We start from the raw sequence: 22,314 nt of genomic DNA on the forward strand, positions 1-22,314 counted from the left end.
TCGCGCGGCGAATCAACCGCGCAACCACTCCGCCAGGCGCCCCATCATTTCATCGCACTTCGCCAACTGCTCCAGGCTGACGAACTCGTCCGGCTTGTGGCCCTGGTCCATGCTGCCCGGGCCGCAGACCACGGTGGGGATGCCGGCCTGGTGGAACAGCCCGCCTTCGGTGCCATACGCAACGGTCGTGAAGTCGCGCGAGCCGCTGAGCAGCGCTATCAGCTCCGCAGCCTGGGCCTGCTGGTCGGTGACCAGCGCCGGGTAGGCGGAAATTTCGCTGAAGCGGATGTCCGTCTCGGCCTTCACCGCACGCATCTTCGGCAGCAGCTCGGCTTCGGCGAAGGCGCGCAGGTCATCGGCGACCTGTTGCGGATCGTCACTGGGCAGCGCGCGTACTTCGAAATCGAACTGGCATTCGGCGGGCACGATGTTCAGCGCGCGACCGCCGCTGATCACGCCGGTCTGCACGGTGGAATAGGGCGGGTCGAAGCGCGGGTCATGGCGCTCCGGTGCAGCCAGGCGGGTGCCGATCTCGCCGAGGCGACCGATCAGTTTCGCCGCGTACTCGATGGCGTTCACGCCCTGCGGCGCGTAGGCCGAGTGGCACGGTGCGCCGTGTACCTGGCAGCGCAGGGCGAGCTTGCCCTTGTGGCCGAGCACCGGCTTGAGTTCGGTGGGTTCGCCGATGATGCACAGCGTCGGCTTGTGTTCGCGGTGCTCCAGCGCGGCGAGCAGCGAGCGCACGCCGAGGCAGCCGACTTCCTCGTCGTAGGAGAAGGCCAGGTGCACCGGCAGGCGCAACGGCTGGGCGAGGAACGCCGGCACCGCCGCCAGCACGCAGGCGATGTAGCCCTTCATGTCCGCGGTGCCGCGCCCGTAGAGGCGGCCGTCGCGCTCGGTCAGCTCGAACGGCGGGACCGTCCACGGCTGGCCATCGGTCGGCACTACGTCAGTGTGGCCGGACAGGCACACGCCGCCGCGGTCTTGCGGGCCGAGCGTAGCGTAGAGATTGGCCTTGCCGCCTTCAGCATCGTGGAACAGCTCGCAGGCGATGCCATAGCCTGCGAGGTAGTCGCGGATGTAGTGGATCAGCGCCAGGTTGGAGTTGCGGCTGACGGTGTCGAAGGCGATCAGGTCGGCGAGGATTTCGCGGCTGGAAGGCATGGTCGGGTCCTGCTTCAGAACTTTTGCAGGAGCGGGCATGGCCCGCCCCTGCGGGAGGGTCGCTTACTCGTCGCCCGGCACGCCGTAGCTCGGCGCCTTGGTCGGGTCGAGGGCGCGCACCAGGTAGTCCTCCAGCTGCGGCTTGTAGGCCACCCAGAGTTTTTCCAGTTCATCGATGGGCGCTTCGTCCGCCCAGTCTACGCGCAGGTCGACGATCGGCCAGACCAGGTCGCCGACGACTTTCAGGGCGGCCGAATGCACCGGGCCGGCCTCGCCACCGGCGGCCATCGCCGCCTGCATCGCAGCCAGCAGGCGCTCGGCCAGGCAGCCGTTGGCGCCTTCGAAGGCCTGGGTCATGGCTTGGATCACTGCGGGGGACGACAGCAGGTTGCCTGCCGCCACGCAGTTTTCCCCGGCCACGGCGTTGTACACGCCCAGCGCTTCGCTGCCGGTGAACAGCGCGACCTTGCCGTGCTGGTCGATCACCGTCACCTGGCGGTACTGGCTGTAGCCGTTGCTGGAGAGCGCCTTGTCCAGCGCCGCGCCCGGCTCCAGGCCGGCTTCGAGCTGGTCGAGGATCTGCGGGCCGAGGGCCGGCAGGGTGATGTTCTGCGTGGCCACCGCGCCGACGCCGGCGCGTACCCAGGGGCAGCGGGCGCCCACGGCGATGCTCGAGGAGCTGATGGCGATACCCAGTTGTCCGGTTTCGGCGCAGCGGCCGACGATGGAGAAGGTCATGGTGGCTCCTTTGCTTGTTCTATCAGCGCAAACCTGCACAAACGACGAAGCGGCGAGGCAGGAAATCCCGCGTCGCCGCATCGCATTTCAGTTCATCGATCAGTCCGGAATGACCGCGATGACGTCGATCTCCATCAGCCACTGCGGCTGGCCGAGGGCCGACACCACCAGGCCGGTGGAGATCGGGAACACGCCCTTCAGCCACTTGCCGACTTCCTGGTACACCGGCTCGCGGTAGCGCGGGTCGATCAGGTAGGTGGTGGTCTTGACGATGTGCGACAGGTCGCTGCCGGCTTCTTCCAGCAGTTGCTTGACGTTCTTCATCGCCTGTTCGGCCTGGGCACGCGGGTCGCCGAGGCCCACCAGGTTGCCCTCGAAGTCGGTACCGACCTGGCCGCGTACGTACACGGTGTTGCCGGCGCGCACGGCCTGGCAGAGGTCGTTGTCCAGGGTCTGGTTCGGGTAGGTGTCCTTGGTGTTGAACATGCGGATGCGAGTGTGGGTAGGCATCTCTTACTCCCAGGATGCGGCTTTCGGAACGGAGCCTTCGCGCTGCGAGGCATCCTGATATTCGACATAACGGCGTTGGGTGGCGATGTGGCCGGCCACGTGCTTGGCGTCGTGCCATACGCCCCAGATGAACGAGGAGCCACGGCGCGACAGCCACGGCAGGCCGACGAAGTACACGCCCGGCTCGCGGGAAACGCCGCGCTGGTGCTTGGGCTTGCCCTTGTCGTCGAAGGCGTTCACCTGCAGCCAGTTGAAGTCCACGGCGTAGCCGGTGGCCCAGATGATCGAGGTGATGCCGGCTTCGGCCAGGTCCAGCTGCTGGATCGGGTTGCGGATGCACTCGGCGTCCGGGTAGACCTTGCGGGCTTCCGGCTCGAGCGGCAGGTCGAGGCCGTTTTGCTCGATATAGGCGTCTGCGGCGTCCAGCAGGCCGAGGTAGTTGTCGTCGCCGGCCTTCAGGTTGGCCACCAGGTCGTCCTGGAAGGTCACCTTGCCGTCAGCGAAGGACCTGGTCAGGCCGGTCAGGGTGATGCCCTCGTTGGCCAGACGGCGGAAATCGATGGTCTCGCCGCCACGGGCACCGCTCACGGCGATGGTCACGTGCTCGCGGCCCGGCTGCACTTCCTCGGCGTCCCACAGGCCGAGCACACCCAGCCACCAGACGAAATCGCGGTTGCGGTAGGAGCGCGGCGGACGGTCATGGGCGCCCACGGAGAGGAAGACCTTCTTGCCGGCGCGGTTCAGCTCGTCGGCGATCTGCACACCGGAGGAGCCGGCACCGATCACCAGCACGGCGCCTTCGGGCAACTGCTGCGGGTTGAAGTACTTGGCCGAGTGGATCTGCTGGATGCTCTCGTCCTTCGGCGCGATGGCCGGGATCACCGGGCGCTGGAACGGGCCGGTGGCGGAGACGATGCGCAGGGCTTGGAGAGTGCCCTCGGAGGTTTCCACGGTGAAGCCGGGGCGGCCTTCGTTGCGGGTGACCTTCTTCACTTCCACACCGGTGCGGATCGGCGCATTGAACTGCTTGGCGTAGGCGACGAAGTACTCGGCGACCTGCTCCTTGGCCGGGAAGTCATCCGGGCCGACCGGGAATTCCATGTTCGGGAAGCGGTCATGCCAGGCCGGGCCGTTGGCGACCAGCGAGTCCCAGCGGCCGGTGCGCCAGGCTTCGGCGATGCGGCTCTTTTCCAGCACGATGTGCGGCACGCCCTGCTGGGTCAGGTGCTCGCTCATGGCCACGCCGGCTTGTCCGGCGCCAACGACCAGCGTGTCGATTTCCAGGTTATCAAGCGACTTCTTGCCGAAGGCGCCTGGATTCAGGTCGGTCATGGCTTGCTTCCTCAGACTCTGATCACGTTTGTTCTTGTTGCGGCTGCGGTGAGCTGTTGGCCGCATTCTGTTCAGAGGCTGTGAATAGCGAAATTATGTTTTTTGTAGTCGCAGGCTAGGGAAAAGCTGCACCCACGCAAACCCCGCGGCCCGCGGGCTGCAGGGGAGGGGGTATAGGATTTTTGGTGGCTGGGGCGACAAATTGGATAGGCAGAATGTGGCTTGTTCGGGCTTGATTCCGCGCCAGCGTCACCGGCGTGACGCCAGGTAGGATGGGTATCGCTGCGCTCCACGCCATCCTACGGAGGCATTCATCCTGAGCGTCTGGCGGATCAGCGGCTTTCTGCCACCGCCTCGATGAACCGCTCCAGCACCAGGTTCGGCCGGCGGCCCTTGCGGGTCACCACGGTCAGCGGGATGTCGTAGTGGAAGCGCTCCGGCCGCAGCGGGCGCAGGCGGCCCTGGGCGACCCAATCGGCGGCGTAGTGGTCGGGCAGGTAGCCGATGTAGCTGCCGGTGAGAATAAGGAAGGCCATGCCCTCGCGGTCCGAGGCGTTGGCGCTGCCGCGCAGTTCCTGGTGGCGCTCCTGGGCTTCGGCGGGGATGCGGTAGCTGGGCTCCACCGCGTCGCAGGCGTGAATTTCCTCCACCGTGATACTCGCGTCGTCGCGCTCGAACAGCGGGTGCTCCTGGCTGCAGAACAGCAGCGAGCGCTCCTCATAAAGAGCGGAATACTCCAGCCCCGACAGCGGGCTGATGAGTGGCACCACCCCGACGTGCAACCGTCCGTCGAGAACACCCAGCTCGATCTCGTTGGGCGTGGTCATGCCGATGTTGATCCGCACGCCCGGCCCGCTGGCTTTCAGCGCGCGCAGGGCGTGGGTGATGCGCATCTGCGGCAGGGTCACCAGGTTGTTGATGATGCCGATGTTCAGCTCGCCGCGCAGGTGCTGGTGCAACTCGTTGACCTCGGCGCGGAAACCCTCCAGCGCCGCCAGCAGCGACTGGGTCGCGCGGTACACCTCGCGGCCCTCGTCGGTGAGCGCGAAGCCCGCCCGGCCGCGCTGGCACAGGCGCATGCCCAGGCGCTTTTCCAGGTCGCCCATGTGCAGGCTGATGGCCGAGCGGCTGATGCCCAGCGTGCTTTCCGCGGCCGAGAAGCTGCCGCACTCGACTATGGTTTTGAAGATGCGCAGCAGGCGGATCTCGAAATCGCTGACCTGGCCCAGGGAAGGCGCCCGTTGTTTCGCCATCTTAGTTTTACCAATTCGAAACTGAACGTAAGAAGAATAAGCTTTAACTCACGTTTAGTCAGGCCCAATCTACTCCCATCGCACCAGGCCCGACGCGGCCTGCGCGCCCAACAAGACTGTCGTCGAGGACATGCTCCATGAACCAGCAAGTGAACGTCACCCCGTCGGTGGCCAGCGAACTGAACCTGAAGGCCCACTGGATGCCCTTCAGCGCCAACCGCAACTTCCATAAAGACCCGCGCATCATCGTCGCCGCCGAAGGCAGCTGGCTGGTGGACGACCAGGGCCGCAAGATCTATGACAGCCTGTCGGGCCTGTGGACCTGCGGCGCCGGTCACTCGCGCAAGGAAATCGCCGACGCGGTCGCCAAGCAGCTGACCACCCTCGACTACTCCCCGGCCTTCCAGTACGGCCACCCGCTGTCCTTCAAGCTGGCGGAAAAAATCACCCAGCTGACCCCGGCCGGCCTCGACCACGTATTCTTCACCGGCTCGGGCTCCGAGTGCGCCGACACCTCGATCAAGATGGCCCGCGCCTACTGGCGCCTGAAAGGCCAGGCGCAGAAGACCAAGCTGATCGGTCGCGCCCGTGGCTACCACGGCGTGAACGTCGCCGGCACCGCCCTGGGCGGCATCGGTGGCAACCGCAAGATGTTCGGCCAGCTGATGGACGTCGACCACCTGCCGCACACCCTGCAGCCGGGCATGGCCTTCACCAAGGGCATGGCCGAGACCGGCGGCGTCGAGCTGGCCAACGAACTGCTGAAGCTGATCGAGCTGCATGACGCCTCGAACATCGCCGCCGTCATCGTCGAGCCGATGTCCGGTTCCGCCGGCGTGCTGGTACCGCCGAAGGGCTACCTGCAACGCCTGCGCGAAATCTGCGACCAGCACAACATCCTGCTGATCTTCGACGAAGTGATCACCGCCTTCGGCCGCATGGGCAAGGCCACCGGCGCCGAGTTCTTCGGCGTGAAGCCGGACATCATGAACGTCGCCAAGCAGGTCACCAACGGCGCCATCCCGATGGGCGCGGTGATCGCCAGCAGCGAAATCTACGACACCTTCATGGGCCAGAACCTGCCGGAATACGCCGTCGAGTTCGGCCATGGCTACACCTATTCCGCGCACCCGGTCGCCTGCGCCGCCGGTATCGCCGCGCTGGACCTGCTGGAGAAAGAGAACCTGATCCAGCAGTCGCTGGAACTGGCTCCCTACTTCGAGAAGGCCCTGCACGGCCTGAAGGGCGCGAAGAACGTCATCGACATCCGCAACTGCGGCCTGGCCGGCGCCATCCAGATCGGCGCCCGCGACGGCGACGCCATCGTGCGTCCGTTCGAAGCCAGCATGAAGCTGTGGAAAGAAGGCTTCTACGTGCGCTTCGGCGGCGACACCCTGCAGTTCGGCCCGACCTTCAACGCCAAGCCCGAGGACCTGGACCGCCTGTTCAGCGCCGTGGGCGATGCCCTCAACGGGGTAGCGTAAGTGAGCGAGCGTCCGAAGGCCGTCCCGACGGTACAGATCGACAACGACAAGGTCCTGGTCACCGAGTGGCGCTTCGCCCCCGGTGCCGAGACCGGCTGGCACCGCCACGGCATGGAATACGTCGTGGTCCCGGTGACCAACGGCGAACTGCTGCTCGAAACCCCCGAGGGCGAGCGCCGCGCGCCGCTGGTCCTGGGTGCGAGCTACACCCGTCAGATCGGAACCGAGCACAACGTGATCAATCCTTGCGATCACGAAGTGGCGTTCATCGAGATCGAGCTCAAGAGCGACGAGCACCCGCACAGCCACTGAGTGCGCGGGCACGCGAGAAGGCGTAGCCGGGAAACTCCTTTTAAAGTGCAGTTCCCGGCGAGCCACGCGGCTTTGCCCACACTCCGAACAAGCCCCCTCTCCCTTCAGGGAGAGGGTTGGGGAGAGGGGCTCTTGAAGTCCTTCACCCGAACCATTCAAGTGAGAAGAGACAGCCCATGACCACCGTCAAGCACCTGATCGGCGGCGAGATGATCGCCGACACCGGCCGCACCGCCGACGTCTTCAACCCGTCCACCGGCGCAGCCATCCGCAAGGTCCCGCTGGCCAGCCGTGAAACCGTCCAGCAGGCTATCGACGCCGCCAAGGCCGCCTTCCCGGCCTGGCGCAACACCCCGCCGGCCAAGCGCGCCCAGGTGCTGTTCCGCTTCAAGCAACTGCTCGAAGCCAACGAGCAGCGCATCGTCCAGCTGATCAGCGAAGAACACGGCAAGACCATCGAAGACGCCGCCGGTGAACTCAAGCGCGGCATCGAGAACGTCGAGTACGCCAGCGCCGCCCCGGAAATCCTCAAAGGCGAATACAGCCGCAACGTCGGCCCGAACATCGATGCCTGGAGCGACTTCCAGCCGATCGGCGTGGTCGCCGGTATCACCCCGTTCAACTTCCCGGCCATGGTGCCCCTGTGGATGTACCCGCTGGCCATCGCCTGCGGCAACACCTTCATCCTCAAGCCGTCCGAGCGTGACCCGAGCTCCACCCTGCTGATCGCCGAACTCTTCGAAGAAGCCGGCCTGCCCAAGGGCGTGCTGAACGTGGTGCACGGCGACAAGACCGCCGTGGACGCGCTGATCGAAGCGCCGGAAGTCAAAGCCCTGAGCTTCGTGGGCTCGACCCCGATCGCCGAGTACATCTACTCCGAAGGCACCAAGCGCGGCAAGCGCGTACAGGCCCTGGGCGGCGCCAAGAACCACGCGGTTCTGATGCCCGACTGCGACCTGGACAACGCCGTCAGCGCCCTGATGGGTGCGGCCTACGGCTCCTGCGGCGAGCGCTGCATGGCCATCTCCGTGGCCGTTTGCGTGGGCGACCAGATCGGCGACGCGCTGGTCGAGAAGATCGTTCCGCAGATCAAGGCCCTGAAGATCGGCGCCGGCACCAACTGCGGCCTGGACATGGGCCCGCTGGTCACCGGCGCTGCCCAGGCCAAGGTCACCGGCTACATCGACACCGGTGTCGAGCAGGGTGCCCAGCTGCTGGTCGACGGCCGCAACTTCAAGGTGGCCGGTCACGAGAACGGCTTCTTCATCGGCGGCACCCTGTTCGACAAGGTGACCCCGGACATGACCATCTACCAGGAAGAAATCTTCGGCCCGGTGCTCTGCATCGTGCGCGTGAACAGCCTGGAAGAAGCCATGCAGCTGATCAACGACCACGAATACGGCAACGGCACCTGCATCTTCACCCGCGACGGTGAAGCGGCCCGCCTGTTCTGCGACGAGATCGAAGTCGGCATGGTCGGTGTCAACGTACCGCTGCCGGTACCGGTGGCCTACCACAGCTTCGGCGGCTGGAAGCGTTCGCTGTTCGGCGACCTGCACGCCTACGGCCCGGATGGCGTGCGCTTCTACACCAAGCGCAAGGCCATCACCCAGCGCTGGCCGCAGCGCAAGTCGCACGAAGCGGCGCAGTTCGCCTTCCCCAGCAATGGCTGATGGTGAATAAGCGGTAAGAAAAAGGCCGGTCAGATGACCGGCCTTTTTTATTGCCAAGTGCACCGTTCTTTCCGGGAACCTATTCGTAGGATGGCGTGGAGCGAAGCGATACCCATCATTCCCCCGCCTCGATTCCCTCCACTGCCTCCCCGCCCCAATTCCTCACCAGCAGCCCGTTACGCACGTAGCGATGAAATGACGACCACCTCCAATCGACCACGTGGGGAGCATGGCCGTGCTTGCACGGATTGAAGTGGATGTAGTCCACGTGCCGTACGAAGTCGAGGTCGTCGCGAATTCGGTGCTCCCAGTAACGCCGTTGCCAGATGCCGCGCTCGCCCTTTGTCTGGCGGCTGCCAGAGACTGGGGAGCGCCCGTGAGAATTCTGTCTTGATCAGCCGCCAGCGCAGCGCGTAATTCGCGTCGCCCACTGGCAGGGTGCAGATGGCGTGCAGGTGGTCGGGCAGGATGACGATGGCGTCGATGTGCCAGGGGTGGCGTTGTTGCGTGTAGCCAAAGGCGGCGCGGAGCAGGTCGATGTTCTCTACCAGCAGGCGTGAGCGGCGGTCGGCCAGGGCAAGGGTGAAGAACCAGGTGGCGCCATCGGTTCTGTCGCGGCGGTATGAGGTCATGGCGCGTCCTGTGGGCATTGATGGGTATCGCTGCGCTCCACGCCATCCTACGTTCGAGGTCGCTTGTGGCGCTGCGGGGGCCGGCTGGGCTTTGTTGATGGGTATCGCTGCGCTCCACGCCATCCTACGTTCGGGGTCACCTGCGGCTCTGCGGGAGCCGGCTGAAACCTTTGTAGGATGGGTGGAGCGGAGCGATACCCATGCTGCTGCGGCTCAGGAGTAATCGAACATCCGGGGAACTTCTTCCCAGCGCATCCACAGGCCGCCTTGCCAGTTCAGCAGCATCAGGCGGCGGGCGTCCCAGGTGAGGAGTATGCGGCGGGGGGCGGCGGATTCCGGGGAGTGCTGGTCACGCAACGTGGGGATGACGTCGTGGGAGAGCCAGCGGTCCAGTGCTTCGAGTTCCGGGTGGCCGAAGCGGACGAAGGCCTTGTAGAGGGCGGCCTCGCTGAGCAGGACGGTGTCTTCCGTGGTGCCGGTGCGGTAGGTCAGAGGGAGGGTCTGGACTTCGTGGGGGAAGAAGCGGTGGTGGAAGCTGTCGGGATACTGGACGGAGAGCAGGCGGGCGATGTCGCGGGAAACGAACCAGGCCTGGTTGTCGAGCATGAGGCCGCGCAGGAAGCGTTTTTGCGGGTGAAGAAGGTTGGGGTGTAGGTGTTTTGCATTGATGAAGCTCCACTAAAAGTTTAGAGCTGCCATCGACGTCGCCAAACGAAGGGAGGCAGACCGCGCGGGGTTGGCGAACCGGTTAGTGGTGCCCGGCAGACCCAGAGGTCTCCCCGCGCGATCCGCCATTGAGCGTTGCAGAAAATTCTGCACGTGCGGGGACCTGCAAGAACATTCGCTGTTCTCGCAAGCGCCTTCAAGCGCTTTCGCGCCACTAATTCCGGGTCGCCAAACCCAGGTCACTGATGTGACTGGGCGAGGATAGGAATGGCAGGTGTGCCCAACAAGCAGCGGTTTCCGGCGTGCGTGTAGGAGCGAGCTTGTGACCCACAGGGATGTGGGAAATGCCGAAATCCGTAGGGAATGGATTCGGACTCGCGAACCGCACAACGCTGGCGTTCCCGTTTGCGTAGGAGCGGACTCTGTCCGCGATGCTTCCAGGTTGGGTGTTCTGCGCCGCTTCGGCGTGCGCGTGGGCTTTTTGTTTCGCCCCCTCGGGCGACCTCCTTTGGCAAACGCCCCAAAGGAGGCAAAGGTCTTGCCCCGGACATCCGGTTTTTCGCTTAGGCGAAAAATACCCTCGTTGAAGCGCAGTTTCAGGGGCACGCCGCGAAGGGCCATCCCTGGCCCATCGCGGCTCTCGCGGCATCCATGCCGCTCAACCCCAGAAACTCCGCTTCAACGAGGCCTCCTGAACGGGGCAGTCGGAGTGCGCTGGTATTTCTCTGGAAGTCCTTTAGAGCCAGAGCCGGTTCGTCGGAGCGACGGCGCTCTTCGTAGGAGCGAGCTTGCTCGCGAACCGCACGGCACCGTTGCCCATCTGTAGGAGCGGACCTTGTCCGCGAAATGCACAACGGAGAACTCCATTGCCGCAGACGTAGGGCGCATAACCCGGAACGGGTTATGCGCCAGAACGGCGGATAACGCCGGGGGCGTTATCCGCCCTACGGATGCAGATCGTGCCGGCTGGCACGGTGGTTTCGCTACGCACCGAACGGTCCCCTCTCCCTCCGGGAGAGGGTTAGGGTGAGGGGAGGCCGAGCACCGGAGTTGGCACGGCGCAGGTTGTCGGTGACACGCCGGCAGGGCCGGCGTTGGGCGGGTTCGCGAGCAAGCTCGCTCCTACAGGGGAAAGGCGCGGCGATCAGCCCAGCTGCTTCTTCAGGTAGATCCGCTGATGCCCCGGCGGGCAATCTTCGAGCACGCCCATGCGCTCGAAGCCCTGTTTCTCGTAGAAGCCGGGGGCCTGGAAGCTGTAGGTGTAGAGGAACAGGCCGACGCAGCCGCGACGGCGGGCTTCGTCTTCGGCGAGGGCGATGAGCTGGCTGCCCAGGCCGCTGCCGCGCTGGTCGTCCTGCAGCCAGAGGTAGTCGATGTAGAGCCAGCCCATGCCGGATTGGCCGAACATGCCGCCGACCACTTCGCCGTCGTCGCTGCGGGCATAGAGTTCGAAGTCGTCGTAGGTGTTGCTGCGGCCCATCTGGCCCAGGTTGTAGGCGAGCAGGCCCTTGACCACGACGTCGCGCGCTTGCGGGTCGATGCCGAGGGTGAAGTCGAATTGGCTTTGCATGGTGCCCTCCGGATTGGCGAAGGCGATCAGTCTAGGGAGATGCTGCCGCGATGGGTAGGCGCCTTTGGTAGCGGCGGGTACGGCGGTGCATGAATGCGCCCGAATCCCCGTTGATGCGGCGCATATCCCTTAGCGGGTTATGCGCCCTGCGATCAGATTTCCTCTTTGCGCGAAGTCCGGATCAGCTCCAGCGTGGTATCGCGGAAGCGCAGGTAGCGGTAGGCGCCGTTGCTGGGGCCGTACATCCAGGTTTCCAGTTGCGGGCCGCCGGGGATGATCTTGCCGTCCTGCCCGCGCCGGGGCGGGGTTGGCGGGACGATGTCGCGCTTGTCCGGCTGCCCGCACTTGGCGAGCACTTCGTCCATCGGGTCGCCTTCGTTGATCAGGCTGGTGCCGCAGCGCAGCGTGCCGGCGTGGGCAGCGCCGGCAGCGAGGGTCAGGAGCAGGGCTATCAGCCAGGGGCGCATGGGGCGGCTCCGTTGCAGGTTCAAGTTCAACCCTAACGACCGGAAAGTGACGCTGCATTGAGCTGACGCAGGCTTAACGCACCGGGCCGGCATTGCGCACGTACAAGTCCTTGCCGCCGGTATTGCCGATTCCCCGCGCCTGCAGTTCGAAGCGCTTGGGGTGGCCCTTGATCAGGTCGCTGAGCTTCTTGAAGCCATACAGGCGTGGGTCGAACGCCGGCTGCAGCTTGCTGATGTTCTGCCCCAGGGCGCCCAGTTGCACCCAGTCATCGTCGTCGCCGTCGATGTCGTCGAGCACCTTGGCGATGAAGTCCAGCGGGACTTTCTGCGACTTGGGTTTGCTGGCGGGTTTTGCCGCTTCGGTGGCGCTCGGGGCGGCAGCCTTGTCGGTGGCCGGTGTGGGCTCGGCGACGGCGCGCAGGATCTCGGTGTAGATGAACTTGTCGCAGGCGGAGACGAAGGGCCTGGGCGTCTTTTCTTCGCCGAAGCCGTAGACCGTCAGGCCCTCTTCGCGCAGGCGCGCGGCCAGGCGGGTGAAGTCACTGTCGCTGGAAACCAGGCAGAAGCCGTCGAAGCGCCGAGTGTAGAGCAGGTCCATGGCGTCGATGATCAGCGCGCTGTCGGTGGCATTCTTGCCGCTGGTGTAGGCGAACTGCTGCATGGGCTGGATGGAGTGGTCGAGCAGAACCTGTTTCCACTTGCCCAGGTTGGGCTTGGTCCAGTCGCCATAGATGCGCTTCACGCTGGCGACGCCGTACTTGGCGATCTCCTCGAACAGCCCTTCGACGATGGCGGCGGGGGCATTGTCGGCGTCGATCAGGACGGCGAGATGGGTCTGCTGGCGAGGGGAGGGAGACTTGTTGGCCATGCTGCATCCTTTGCGGTGGTTACGACGACCTTAGTGCCCGTGGCCGGTCGCGACAACCCGGCAAGCCAATAGAGTCATTGCGCCATCACTGGCGCAGGCATATCCTCCGCCACCGTTCAGGGAGGAACGTGGCGTCATCATTCGATCGCGAACTGCCTGGGCGCCCAATCTGCCATCGAAGGAATGACCATGTTTCGCTTTCTCTGCGTTTCCCTTTTCGCGATCCTGCTGACCGGCTGCGCCTCTTCGGCGAAGGTCGAGAACATGCAGGTCAATGACCAGCAGGCGCACACCCAGGGCTATGACGCCGCGCTGCGCGACAACCTCCAGGTCACCGATGTCGAGGGTGGCAAGAAGACCAACCCGCTGTGGACCTCGCAGATCGACGGCGCTGATTTCCGCGCGGCGCTGGAGCAGTCCCTGGGCAAGGCCGGCCTGCTCGGCCAGGGCAACAAGGCGGCCTATTCGCTGCGCACCAAGCTGGTCAGTCTCGACCAGCCGGTATTCGGCTTCAGTTTCACCGTGACCTCGACCGTCGAGTACAGCCTGGTGGAAAACGCCGGTGGCCGCGTGGTCTGGCAGGAGACCGTGAAGGAGCCCTTCACCGCGGGAGTAGGTGATGCGTTCTATGGCGTGACCCGCCTGCGCCTGGCCAACGAAGGCTCGGCCCGCGCCAACATCAACACCCTGCTGCAGCGCCTGGGTGGCCTGAAGCTGGGTGCCGGTCAGGTATCGCTGCAGAACTGATCTCGCTCTACAAAAAAAGCCCGGCCATGGCCGGGCTTTTTTCATGGTGCCGCCGTTACGCGGTGGCGAACTCGCACTTGTCCCGCCCGCTGCGCTTGGCATCCAGCAATGCGGCGTCGGCGCGGCTGAGGGTCTGGGAGTAGCTTTCGCCCGGATGGTGCTCGGCGACGCCGAAGCTGGCGGTGACGGACAGGGCGTTGGTGCCCACGCGCACGGCCAGACAGCGGATGTCGTTGCGCACGCGCTCGATGATGGCGGCGGCGTCGGCCAGGCGGGTGTCGGGGAGGATCAGCAGGAATTCCTCGCCGCCCCAGCGGCCGCACAGGTCGTACTGGCGCAGGGCTGACTCCATGGCGCGGCCGATTTCCACCAGCACGCGGTCGCCCACTTCATGGCCCCAGGTGTCGTTGACCTGCTTGAAGCGGTCGACGTCGAGCATGGCCAGCACGTAGGACTCGCCGTGGCGCTGGGCGCGTTCGCTTTCTTCGCGCAGGCGCTCCATCAGCAGGCGGCGGTTGGCGATGCCGGTGAGGGTGTCGTGGGTCGAGGCTTCCTTCAGCGCGATGTTCAGGTCGCGCATCATGTCCTGATAGCGGTCGGAGATGCGCGCGACCTTTTCCAGCTGGCGCAGCTGCTTGTGGTAGCGCTCGGATAGCGTGCTGTTCTGCTGCCTGGCCATGGACTGGAAGCCGTCGGAAATCCGCGCGATGCGTTCCAGGCGCGCGAGCTGGTCGAGGGATTGCTGGTGCTTCTGGTACAGGGCCTCACGCAGGGGGTGCCCTTCGTACTGGGGGTCGGCCAGCAGCTCTTCGATCAGCAGGTCCAGCTCGCGCTCGCTAGTCATGGCTCTTACTCGTCGTAGGCTTGGATGACGAACGGGAAGGTACAGTCCTCGCGGAATTCCTCGGCCAGTTCGGCGACGCGCTCGTTGCGTCGGTCGTAGTGCCACGCCACGCGAGTACTGCGGCCCTGGCCGTGGGCTTCTTCGAGCAGGTCGAAGATGTCCATCATGGCCTTGATCGAGCTGGTGTTGAGGTACAGCAGGCGCAGGTCGAGTTCCAGCGGGCGCTGCTCCTGGGTGAGGAAGCGTTCGACCCACTCGATGACCTGGCCGAACAGCTCGAAGGAGTTCTCCGGGTAGGAGTCGCCTTGCATCGCGAGGATGCCGGCCTGCCAGTCGCCATGGATCTGTGGGGTGGATTGGGTTCCGGTGACGTTGAGATCGCTCATGTCGGGTCTTCCTGAATTTCGCGGTTCAGATCACGGCGCGCAGGCTGAAGAAGGCGCGGCCGTCGGGTTGTTCGGTGAGGGAGGTCTTGAGCGGCGCGCTGGACTTGCGGGCGATGTCCAGCAGGCCGAGACCTGCGCCGGTGGAGGCTTCGGCGTCGCGCGGGCGGCGCAGCTGCTCCTTGTAGGCTGCCTTGAGCTGGACCTTGTCGAGCCCGGCGATGGCTTCGATGCTGCGCACCAGGCCCTGGCCGTCGGCCAGTTCCACCAGGTTGCCGGCGGAGACCACGTAGTGGCCTTCGTCATCGCGGGCAATCGCCACGGTGGCCGAGGCCTCCTGCTCGTTGTAGCCGCGCTGGGTGGCGTAGTGGCGGATGTTCTGGGTCATCTCGATGTAGACGGCGAACACGTCCATCGCTTCGCTGGGGTGCGCCTGTTCGGCCTGCAGGTAGTTGCGCAGCGCGTGGCCGATTTCCTCGATCAGGCTGCGCGAGATGGGGCCGTTGAAGCAGAGCAATATGCGTTGCCGGGTAAAGCTCTCGCGCATGGCCAACAGATCTAGCGATTCCATGGATTAACCCCTAGTCGAAGCGGAAAGAGAGAATGGTGATGTCGTCGCGCTGCGGCTGCTCACCCTGGTACTGGGCGAGGGTAGCGGCGAACACATCGGCCTGCTCGGCCAACGGTCGGCGCGCGTGGTTGCGCAGCAGGTCGGCGAAGCGGCTGTTGCCGAAGCCGAAGCCGTGCTCGCCGCCGGCCTGGTCGAGGAAGCCGTCGGTGCACAGGTAGTAGGTCCAGCCGGTTTCCATCGGGATTTCCACGTCCTGATAGTCGCCCTGGCGCTTGTCGCCGATGGCGCGGCGCGCGCCCTTGTATTCGCGCACTTCGCTGCCGTCGCTGGCGAACAGGGAAATCTTCGCCCCGGAGAAGTGCAGCTGCTTGCGCTGGTGATCGACGCGCACCAGGCCGGCATCCATGTTGGTGGCCAGCGAGTGGGTGAACTCTTCCTGGCCGAGCATGCCGCGCATCACGTGGTCGGTCTCGCGCAGGATGGCCGCCGGGTCGTGGCTCTTCACGCTGTCGATGGCGTGGTCGATGGCCGCCAGGGCGAGCATGGTCATCAGCGCGCCGGGCACGCCGTGGCCGGCGCAGTCGACCACGCCGATCAGGCTGTCCTGCGGGCCTTCGCGGTAGATGTAGAAGTCGCCGCCGACCACGTCGCGGGGTTTCCACAGGACGAAATGGTGCTCGCCCAGGGAAGCCTGCAGCTGGCGATCGGGGAGGATGGCGCGCTGGATCAGGCTGGCGTAGTCGATGGAGTCGCCGATCTTCTTCTGCGCGGCGGCCATCTCGCGGTTGGCGGCTTCGAGTGCCTGGGTGCGCTGCTGGACCTTGTCTTCCAGCTCCTCGGTGTGCCGGCGGACCTGGTCGGCCATGCTGGCGAAGGCGCTGGACAGCTCACCGATCTCGTCCGGGCGGGTGCGCGGCAGCGGGCTGTCGTACTGCCCGGCGGCGATCGCCTTGGCCGACTGCTTGAGGCCGCGCAGCGGGCGCAGCACCAGCAGGTCGACGGTGTAGGCGAAGCCGATCAGCAGGATCGCCAGCAACCCGGCGAGGGTGCCCACCAGCGGCCAGATCCAGCGGCTGTCGAGCACTTGCGCGGCGTGCAGGTCGATGGCACTGAGCACGTGCCAGCGCAGCTGCGGGATGTAGGCAGTGGCGATCAGCTGTTCCTTGCCGTCAATGGTGCCCCACATGGTTTCCACTTCGCCGGGGTTGGTCTCGGCCTGGCGCAGGGTCTGGCGCAGCGCGGTGCGCTCCTGGGCGTTGGCCAGCAGGTCGTAGACGTGGTGCTTGGCCTGGCCGCTGGAGCCGGAGGAAAAGGCGATCAGGCGGGTGTCCGGGTGCGCCTGGATGGCGCCCTCGGGGTCGACGATCATCGGTGTCACCCCGGCCTCGCGGCGCGAGATGAACTGGTCGAGGAACTCGGTGAGGTCGAGGCCGCCGCCGGCCAGGCCGACTTTCTCGTTGCCGGCGCGCACCACCATGTTGAACCAGACCTTGGTGACCTTCAGCTTGGCGTCGTAGTTGACGTTGATGTTGTAGGTCTCATCGCGGGCCAGGGTATCGAAGTACCAGCGGTCCTGCGGATCGGTGTCGCTGAGGGTGTAGCGCGGGGAATTGGAGAGCGGCGAGCTGGAGTCGTTGAAGTAGTAGTGGCGCGAGGAGTCCACCACGACGAAGTAGGAGTAGTTGTGCTGGTCCGCGCGGAAGCCTTCGGCTTCGCGGAAGAACAGTGCCCGGCGCGCGGGGTCGTTCTCGGACAGCAGCCAGTCCTGCGTCACCACGGACTCGGCCAGGCGCCGCGAGAGCGCCAGCTCGCGGATCACCGGCGCGATGATCTTCTGCTGGTTGAGCAGCGTGAAGTTTCTCGCGAAGGCGAGGCCGAAATGCGTGCGGATGTCCTCCATGGCTTTCCAGCCCAGCATGACTGCCGGTACCAGTGCCAGGAGACAGGCGATGAGCAATGCCACCACCGATTTGCCGCGCAACCCCCATCTTGCCGCCATGGCTATCTTGTTTCCCCGTGTCGCCCGCCGTGTGCCGGTCTTTTGGCGAAAGCTCAATTGTGCATTTTGTATACGGGCACAATCAAACCAAATTGATATCGAATCGCCATATTATTGGCGCCGGTCAATTGGCCTGAGTCTAGACCCTGTGTGAAAAGCCGCTCGGCGGTGCGGGATGATTCCCGCAGAACTAGACGCGGTTCCCACTTCCGCTCTGGCGCGCCTGCTGTAGGAGCGAGCCTGCTATGCGCTCCAGCGGCAGGATTTCCTTCGCCGCGCCCAGCTCCACTGCCTCCCGGGGCATGCCGTAGACCACGCAGGTGGCCTCGTCCTGGGCGACGGTGTGGCCGCCGGCCTGGCGGATTGCCTGCAAGCCACGGGCCCCATCCTTGCCCATGCCGGTGAGCAGGGCGGCGATGAGGTTGCGCCCGGCGCAGCGGGCGAGGGAGTTGAACATCACGTCCACCGCCGGCCTGTGGCCATTGACCGCAGCCTCGCGGTGCAGGCGCACGACATAGTTGGCGCCGCTGCGCTGCACTTCCATGTGGAAGTCGCCGGGGGCGAGCAGCACGTGGCCGGGGAGGATGCGGTCGCCGTCGCGGGCTTCGCGAACTGAAAGGCGCGTCTGACGGTCCAGTCTGTCAGCGTAGGACTTGGTGAAGCCCGGCGGCATGTGCAGCGTGACCACGGTGCCGGGGCAGTCCGGCGGCAGGCCCAGCAGGACTTCCTTGATCGCCTCGGTACCGCCGGTGGAGGCGCCGATGGCGAAGATCTTCTCGGTGCTCAGCAGCGGCGCGCTGCTCATTGCCGGTGCGTCGGACGATGCGACGGGACGAGCGCGGGGCAGGCGCGCGCGGGCGGCGGCCTTGAGCTTGGCGCAGATTTCCTCGGCGTAGGCCTGCATGCCTTCGGCGATGCCCAGTCGCGGCTTGGCGATGAAGTCGATGGCGCCCAGCTCCAGCGCGCGAAGGGTGGCTTCGGAGCCCTTCTCGGTGAGCGAGGAGATCATCAGCACCGGGGTCGGCCGGCCCTTCATCAGCTTGTCGAGGAAGGTCAGCCCGTCCATGCGCGGCATTTCCACGTCGAGGGTGATGACGTCCGGCGAGTGCTGCTTGATCAGGTCGCGGGCGACGAAGGCGTCGGGCGCCGCGCCCACCAGCTGCAGCTCCGGGTCGTTGTGGATGATGTCCTTGAGCAGGCTGCGAATCAGCGCCGAGTCGTCGACGATCAGGACCTTGACGGCCATCGCTCGTCCCTCCGTTCAGAACAGGTCGATGCTCCCGCCGCGCTCCCGGCGGGACAGTTGCTGGCAGTACTGCCGCTCGCGCTGCAATACCGTGTCGTTGGCCAGGGTGCGCAGCTTGCGCACCAGCACCCGGCCTGTGCCGGGGAAGAAATAGACCTTGCGCGGGTGCACGTCGAGCAGATCCTGGGCGGCCAGCGGGATGCCCTCGTCCTCCAGATACTGCAGGACGAACTCGACGTTGCGCTGGCCGACGTCGGCGCTAAGGTTCTTCAGCACCGAGCCGCCGCCGAATACCTTGGCCTCGAAGTGCCGGCGCTGGGCGCCGCGACGCATCAGGCCGTTGATCAGCAGGTCCATGGCGTGCACTCCGTAGCGCCCGGAATTGGACAGCAGGCCCTGCACGCCGGTGTCGCCGGGCAGCATGAAGTGGTTCATGCCGCCCAGCCCGCTGCTGCGGTCGCGCAGGCAGACCGAGACGCAGGAGCCGAGCACCGTGACCAGCATCAGCGGTTCGGCGGTGACGTAGCACTCGCCGGGCAGCAGCTTCACCGCCTCCATGCCGAAGCGCGGGTCGTAGTAGCGGTTGGGTTGGTCCAGGGCAGCGCCCATCACTGGCTCCCCACCGCCTGGTAGGTGGTGCGTCCCACCGAGCGCACCAGGTGGCTGGCGTGGACGAAGTTTTCCGAGTGCCCGGCGAAGAACAGCCCGCCGGGCCGCAGCAGGCGCACCATGCGTTCGAGCAGGCGGGTCTGGGTCGGCTTGTCGAAATAGATCATCACGTTGCGGCAGAAGATCGCGTCCAGGCCGCCGGCAATGCCCCAGTCGCGGTCGAGCAGGTTGATCTGCCGGTAGTCGATCATCTGCCGCAGCTCGCGCACCACCCTTGCCTTGCCGGCGTTGCCGCCGGTGCCGCGGAGGAAGAAGCGCTTCTTCTGCGCCGGGCTCAGCGCCTCGAGGCGCTCCAGCGGGTAGATGCCCTGGCGCGCCTGGCCGAGCACCCCGGTGTCGATGTCCGAGGCGATCAGCTCGATGGGCGGGGCGAAGCTGCCCAGCGCGTCCACCAGGGTCATGGCCATGGAGTAGGGCTCCTCGCCGGTGCTCGAGGCGGTGGACCAGAAGCGCAGCGGCTGATGGTCCTGCAACTGCTCGGCGGCGAAGCGGCCGAGGTGGTCGAAGTGGTGTTTCTCGCGGAAGAAGGCGGTGAGGTTGGTGGTCAGCGCGTTGACGAACTGCTGCCACTCTTCCTCGTGGCTCTCCAGGTAGGCAAAGTACTCGGCGAAGCTGCCCAGGCGAAGGCTGCGCAGGCGCCGCGAGAGGCGGCTGTAGACCAGCTGCTGCTTGTTTTCCGAGAGGCTGATGCCGGCGTGCCGGTAGAGGCGCTCGCGCACCTGCTGGAAGTCCCGGCGGGTGTAGTGGAATTCGTGCTCGGGGGCGGGCAGGTTGATCGACATCGGGTTGTCTCGGTGGTGAGCAGGTTGCGTAGGGCGCATAACCCGGCACGGGTTATCCGCCGCGTTGGCGGATAACGCCTGTGGCGTTATGCGCCCTACATCATTGGGTGGTTCGGGAACCTTCTGCGCGGGGTTTTACCCTCTCCCCCGCCCTCTCCCTGAAGGGAGAGGGAGCCGTTCGGCGTTGCCGGGATCTGCGGTGCTCCGCTTGATGCCATACAGTCCCCTCTCCCTTCAGGGAGAGGGTTAGGGAGAGGGGCTTTGCATGGCTCAGAGCCCATCCCAGACCATCCCTGGTCCGCGCGCGGCGGCCGACCCTCCCATTGCTCCGGCCGCCGCCATCCCTCAGCCCCGCCCGATCAGAACTCTTCCCAGTCGTCCTCTTTACCCTTGGCGCGCACCGCCTTGGCCACGCCGCGGGCGGCGCGCGAGGTGTGCGCGGCCGGCTCGGTGCGGGCCGGGCGGGCGGAAGCCAGCGGCACTACGGTGGCGGCGATGGATTCGAGCTTGAACACCCCGACCTGCTGGTTGAGCATGCCGGCCTGCTCCTGCAGGGCCTCGGCCGAGGCGGCGGCTTCTTCCACCAGCGCGGCGTTCTGCTGGGTCATCTCGTCCATCTGCGACACGGCGCCGTTCACTTCCTCGATGCCGCTGCTCTGCTCGGCGGAAGCGGCGGCGATCTCGGCCATGATGTCGGTGACGCGCTTGATCGCCACCACGATGTCGCTCATGGTCTGGCCGGCCTGGGCGACCAGGCTGTTGCCGCTCTCGACCTTGTCCACCGAGTCGTTGATCAGCGTCTTGATCTCCTTGGCGGCGGCGGCGGAGCGCTGCGCCAGGGTGCGCACTTCACCGGCCACCACCGCGAAGCCGCGGCCCTGCTCGCCGGCGCGCGCCGCTTCCACCGCGGCGTTGAGCGCGAGGATGTTGGTCTGGAAGGCAATGCCGTCGATCACCCCGATGATGTCGGCGATCTTGCGTGCCGAGTCGTTGATGGCCGACATGGTGCCCACCACCTTCTGCACCACGCTGCCGCCTTCGGTGGCGACTTCGGATGCGTTCACCGCCAGCGAGTTGGCTTGGCGGGCGTTCTCGGCGTTGAGCTTCACGGTGCTGGTCAGCTCTTCCATGCTCGATGCGGTTTCTTCCAGGCTGGAGGCCTGCTGCTCGGTGCGGGTGGAGAGTTCGGCGTTGCCGCTGGCGATCTCGCTGGCGGCGGTGTGGATGGTGTCGGCCGCTTCGCGAATCTGCCCGAGCATGCGCGACAGGCTCTGTGCGGTTTCGTTGGCGTAGTCCTTGAGCTCGCCGAAGGTTCCCTGGTAGTCGGCGTCGATGCGCTGGGTCAGGTCGCCCTGGGCCAGTGCGCCGAGTACGCGGGTGACGTCGCGCAGGCCCTTGTCGGCGGTGTCCACCAGGTTGTTCAGGCCGGTGGCGATCTTCAGGAAGAAGCCTTCCTTGTTCGAGGCCTCGATGCGCTTGGTGAAGTCACCGGCGACGGCGGCGTCCACCAGTTGCGAGACTTCCTGCTCGGCGCGGAATTCTTCGGTGCGGTCGGTCCACTGCACAGCCGAACCCAGGCGCTCGCCGGCATCGTTGAATACCGGCACCACGTCCAGGGCGAAGCGCCGGCCGCCGAGGTTCAGTTCGGCCTTATGCCGCGCGGTGAGGTGCGCGAGCATGCCGCGCTGGTGCGCCGGGTTCTTGTGGAACATGTCGATGTTGGCGCCCATCAGGCGACCGGCGTTGAAGTTCGGCAACTGCTTGCGGATGTCGGCCTCGGCGTTGCCGAGCATCTCGGTCACCGTGCGGTTCATGTAGATGATCTCGAGGTCGTTGTTGGCGATCATCACGTTGGCCGAGACGTTATCCAGCGCGCTCTTGATCCGCGCGTTGTACTCGGCGGCATCGGCGTTGGCCTTGAGGCTGTCGCGCACACCGTCGATGGCCTCGGTGATGATGGCCTTCTTGCCCGGCAGGCGGTCCATGTCCACCGAGTAGTCGCCCTTGCCGTAGGCGGTGACGGTGGCGACGACGCGCATTTTCACCGCGATGTGCGCAGCGACCAGGTCATTGATGCCCTTGGCGATGCGTGCCGGGCGGCCGGCGAACTTGTCCACGGGGATCACTTCGTCGATCCAGCCCAGTTCGTGCTGGCGGGTCATTTCCACCAGGCCGGCTTCCAGGGCTTCCACCTGGGCCTGCTCGGCGCGCTGCTCGCGCAGGTTGCGCTGGATGCTGCGCAGCCCGTCGTAGAGGCGCTCGTAACCGGCGGCCGGGGCTTCGCCGATGGCGACGTCGAGGTTGCCGTCCACCAGGCTGTGGAGGAGGGCGGTGATGCGGTCGGCGCGTTGCTGCGCCACGGCGTGTGCGTTGAACAGACCCATGTTGATTATCCTCGGTCGCA

21 protein-coding genes and 1 pseudogene are annotated in these 22,314 nt (G+C 65.7%); 4 read left to right on the forward strand and 18 right to left on the reverse strand.

Annotated features, from left to right (window positions below; all coding sequences use genetic code 11):
- Positions 1-12: 12 nt before the first annotated feature.
- The 5 genes from argE to IB275_RS00580 form a co-directional block, all read right to left on the reverse strand.
- Positions 13-1,164, reverse strand: a complete 1,152-nt coding sequence (gene argE, locus IB275_RS00560; RefSeq protein WP_192294689.1) for an acetylornithine deacetylase — start codon at positions 1,162-1,164, stop codon at positions 13-15.
- 63 nt (positions 1,165-1,227) lie between these two features.
- Entirely contained in the window at positions 1,228-1,902 is a 675-nt protein-coding gene (locus IB275_RS00565) for a DUF1028 domain-containing protein (protein ID WP_192294232.1), read from the reverse strand.
- A 99-nt stretch (positions 1,903-2,001) separates the two neighbouring features.
- Positions 2,002-2,412, reverse strand: coding sequence for a RidA family protein (locus IB275_RS00570; protein ID WP_015474916.1), 411 nt, complete (start codon positions 2,410-2,412; stop codon positions 2,002-2,004).
- 3 nt (positions 2,413-2,415) lie between these two features.
- On the reverse strand, positions 2,416-3,744 hold the full coding sequence (locus tag IB275_RS00575; protein ID WP_192294230.1) for a flavin-containing monooxygenase: 1,329 nt from the start codon (positions 3,742-3,744) through the stop codon (positions 2,416-2,418).
- A 332-nt stretch (positions 3,745-4,076) separates the two neighbouring features.
- A complete protein-coding gene (locus IB275_RS00580; protein ID WP_081518872.1) occupies positions 4,077-4,997 on the reverse strand; it encodes a LysR family transcriptional regulator in 921 nt (306 codons plus the stop codon).
- Positions 4,998-5,134: 137 nt separating this feature from the next.
- Here IB275_RS00580 and aptA point away from each other — a divergent pair, with 137 nt between their 5' ends.
- The 3 genes from aptA to IB275_RS00595 all read left to right on the forward strand — a co-directional run bounded on the left by aptA (position 5,135) and on the right by IB275_RS00595 (position 8,466).
- Complete coding sequence (gene aptA, locus IB275_RS00585) at positions 5,135-6,481, forward strand: omega-aminotransferase AptA (RefSeq protein ID WP_081518871.1); 1,347 nt, start codon at positions 5,135-5,137, stop codon at positions 6,479-6,481.
- Positions 6,482-6,793, forward strand: coding sequence for a cupin domain-containing protein (locus tag IB275_RS00590; protein WP_138519935.1), 312 nt, complete (start codon positions 6,482-6,484; stop codon positions 6,791-6,793). It abuts the gene before it with no gap.
- 176 nt (positions 6,794-6,969) lie between these two features.
- Positions 6,970-8,466, forward strand: a complete 1,497-nt coding sequence (locus IB275_RS00595) for a CoA-acylating methylmalonate-semialdehyde dehydrogenase (RefSeq protein WP_192294228.1) — start codon at positions 6,970-6,972, stop codon at positions 8,464-8,466.
- A 115-nt stretch (positions 8,467-8,581) separates the two neighbouring features.
- Here the strand turns inward: IB275_RS00595 and IB275_RS00600 are convergent.
- The 5 genes and pseudogenes from IB275_RS00600 to IB275_RS00620 form a co-directional block, all read right to left on the reverse strand.
- Positions 8,582-9,098, reverse strand: a pseudogene (locus tag IB275_RS00600) (REP-associated tyrosine transposase).
- A gap of 213 nt (positions 9,099-9,311) precedes the next feature.
- Positions 9,312-9,704 (reverse strand): BRO family protein, encoded by a 393-nt coding sequence (locus IB275_RS00605; protein WP_192294226.1) that lies wholly within the window; start codon positions 9,702-9,704, stop codon positions 9,312-9,314.
- A gap of 1,204 nt (positions 9,705-10,908) precedes the next feature.
- Entirely contained in the window at positions 10,909-11,334 is a 426-nt protein-coding gene (locus IB275_RS00610) for a GNAT family N-acetyltransferase (protein ID WP_192294224.1), read from the reverse strand.
- Positions 11,335-11,486: 152 nt separating this feature from the next.
- Positions 11,487-11,801 (reverse strand): DUF2845 domain-containing protein, encoded by a 315-nt coding sequence (locus IB275_RS00615; RefSeq protein ID WP_192294223.1) that lies wholly within the window; start codon positions 11,799-11,801, stop codon positions 11,487-11,489.
- A gap of 73 nt (positions 11,802-11,874) precedes the next feature.
- Complete coding sequence (locus IB275_RS00620) at positions 11,875-12,669, reverse strand: NYN domain-containing protein (protein WP_192294221.1); 795 nt, start codon at positions 12,667-12,669, stop codon at positions 11,875-11,877.
- A gap of 189 nt (positions 12,670-12,858) precedes the next feature.
- Here IB275_RS00620 and IB275_RS00625 point away from each other — a divergent pair, with 189 nt between their 5' ends.
- Entirely contained in the window at positions 12,859-13,416 is a 558-nt protein-coding gene (locus tag IB275_RS00625; protein ID WP_192294218.1) for a hypothetical protein, read from the forward strand.
- A gap of 55 nt (positions 13,417-13,471) precedes the next feature.
- Here IB275_RS00625 and siaD read toward each other — a convergent pair whose 3' ends face one another.
- From siaD to IB275_RS00665, 8 genes are all read right to left on the reverse strand, one after another.
- Entirely contained in the window at positions 13,472-14,260 is a 789-nt protein-coding gene (siaD, locus tag IB275_RS00630; RefSeq protein ID WP_045213489.1) for a biofilm regulation diguanylate cyclase SiaD, read from the reverse strand.
- A gap of 5 nt (positions 14,261-14,265) precedes the next feature.
- Positions 14,266-14,646, reverse strand: coding sequence for a biofilm regulation phosphoprotein SiaC (gene siaC, locus IB275_RS00635; RefSeq protein WP_081518864.1), 381 nt, complete (start codon positions 14,644-14,646; stop codon positions 14,266-14,268).
- A 25-nt stretch (positions 14,647-14,671) separates the two neighbouring features.
- On the reverse strand, positions 14,672-15,214 hold the full coding sequence (gene siaB / locus IB275_RS00640) for a biofilm regulation protein kinase SiaB (RefSeq protein WP_081518863.1): 543 nt from the start codon (positions 15,212-15,214) through the stop codon (positions 14,672-14,674).
- A gap of 10 nt (positions 15,215-15,224) precedes the next feature.
- Positions 15,225-17,213, reverse strand: coding sequence for a biofilm regulation protein phosphatase SiaA (gene siaA, locus IB275_RS00645; RefSeq protein WP_192294216.1), 1,989 nt, complete (start codon positions 17,211-17,213; stop codon positions 15,225-15,227).
- A gap of 190 nt (positions 17,214-17,403) precedes the next feature.
- Positions 17,404-18,459: a protein-glutamate methylesterase/protein-glutamine glutaminase gene (locus IB275_RS00650; RefSeq protein ID WP_192294214.1), complete on the reverse strand. Its 1,056-nt coding sequence runs from the start codon at positions 18,457-18,459 to the stop codon at positions 17,404-17,406.
- Between the two features lie 15 nt (positions 18,460-18,474).
- The gene (gene cheD, locus IB275_RS00655) at positions 18,475-19,068 is read right to left on the reverse strand and encodes a chemoreceptor glutamine deamidase CheD (RefSeq protein WP_081518860.1); all 594 of its coding nucleotides are present in this window, start codon (positions 19,066-19,068) and stop codon (positions 18,475-18,477) included.
- A complete protein-coding gene (locus IB275_RS00660; RefSeq protein WP_192294213.1) occupies positions 19,068-19,910 on the reverse strand; it encodes a CheR family methyltransferase in 843 nt (280 codons plus the stop codon). Before IB275_RS00660 ends, cheD begins: the two co-directional genes overlap by 1 nt.
- Positions 19,911-20,269: 359 nt before the next feature.
- Positions 20,270-22,294: a methyl-accepting chemotaxis protein gene (locus IB275_RS00665; RefSeq protein ID WP_192294211.1), complete on the reverse strand. Its 2,025-nt coding sequence runs from the start codon at positions 22,292-22,294 to the stop codon at positions 20,270-20,272.
- Positions 22,295-22,314 lie beyond the last annotated feature (20 nt).

The sequence above is a fragment of the Pseudomonas sp. PDM21 genome (assembly GCF_014852505.2).
In the GTDB taxonomy this organism is placed as follows: Bacteria; Pseudomonadota; Gammaproteobacteria; order Pseudomonadales; family Pseudomonadaceae; genus Pseudomonas.

Excerpts from the sequence above, each read along its gene's own strand:
- IB275_RS00615 (WP_192294223.1), bottom strand. The coding sequence starts at position 11,801 with ATGCGCCCCTGGCTGATAGCCCTGCTCCTGACCCTCGCTGCCGGCGCT.
- IB275_RS00610 (WP_192294224.1), bottom strand. The coding sequence starts at position 11,334 with ATGCAAAGCCAATTCGACTTCACCCTCGGCATCGACCCGCAAGCGCGC.
- IB275_RS00595 (WP_192294228.1), top strand. The coding sequence starts at position 6,970 with ATGACCACCGTCAAGCACCTGATCGGCGGCGAGATGATCGCCGACACC.
- siaD (WP_045213489.1), bottom strand. The coding sequence starts at position 14,260 with ATGACTAGCGAGCGCGAGCTGGACCTGCTGATCGAAGAGCTGCTGGCC.
- IB275_RS00570 (WP_015474916.1), bottom strand. The coding sequence starts at position 2,412 with ATGCCTACCCACACTCGCATCCGCATGTTCAACACCAAGGACACCTAC.
- IB275_RS00665 (WP_192294211.1), bottom strand. The coding sequence starts at position 22,294 with ATGGGTCTGTTCAACGCACACGCCGTGGCGCAGCAACGCGCCGACCGC.
- siaC (WP_081518864.1), bottom strand. The coding sequence starts at position 14,646 with ATGAGCGATCTCAACGTCACCGGAACCCAATCCACCCCACAGATCCAT.
- aptA (WP_081518871.1), top strand. The coding sequence starts at position 5,135 with ATGAACCAGCAAGTGAACGTCACCCCGTCGGTGGCCAGCGAACTGAAC.
- IB275_RS00650 (WP_192294214.1), bottom strand. The coding sequence starts at position 18,459 with ATGGCCGTCAAGGTCCTGATCGTCGACGACTCGGCGCTGATTCGCAGC.
- siaB (WP_081518863.1), bottom strand. The coding sequence starts at position 15,214 with ATGGAATCGCTAGATCTGTTGGCCATGCGCGAGAGCTTTACCCGGCAA.
- cheD (WP_081518860.1), bottom strand. The coding sequence starts at position 19,068 with ATGGGCGCTGCCCTGGACCAACCCAACCGCTACTACGACCCGCGCTTC.
- argE (WP_192294689.1), bottom strand. The coding sequence starts at position 1,164 with ATGCCTTCCAGCCGCGAAATCCTCGCCGACCTGATCGCCTTCGACACC.
- IB275_RS00605 (WP_192294226.1), bottom strand. The coding sequence starts at position 9,704 with ATGCTCGACAACCAGGCCTGGTTCGTTTCCCGCGACATCGCCCGCCTG.
- IB275_RS00660 (WP_192294213.1), bottom strand. The coding sequence starts at position 19,910 with ATGTCGATCAACCTGCCCGCCCCCGAGCACGAATTCCACTACACCCGC.
- IB275_RS00625 (WP_192294218.1), top strand. The coding sequence starts at position 12,859 with ATGTTTCGCTTTCTCTGCGTTTCCCTTTTCGCGATCCTGCTGACCGGC.
- IB275_RS00580 (WP_081518872.1), bottom strand. The coding sequence starts at position 4,997 with ATGGCGAAACAACGGGCGCCTTCCCTGGGCCAGGTCAGCGATTTCGAG.
- IB275_RS00620 (WP_192294221.1), bottom strand. The coding sequence starts at position 12,669 with ATGGCCAACAAGTCTCCCTCCCCTCGCCAGCAGACCCATCTCGCCGTC.
- IB275_RS00575 (WP_192294230.1), bottom strand. The coding sequence starts at position 3,744 with ATGACCGACCTGAATCCAGGCGCCTTCGGCAAGAAGTCGCTTGATAAC.
- IB275_RS00565 (WP_192294232.1), bottom strand. The coding sequence starts at position 1,902 with ATGACCTTCTCCATCGTCGGCCGCTGCGCCGAAACCGGACAACTGGGT.
- siaA (WP_192294216.1), bottom strand. The coding sequence starts at position 17,213 with ATGGCGGCAAGATGGGGGTTGCGCGGCAAATCGGTGGTGGCATTGCTC.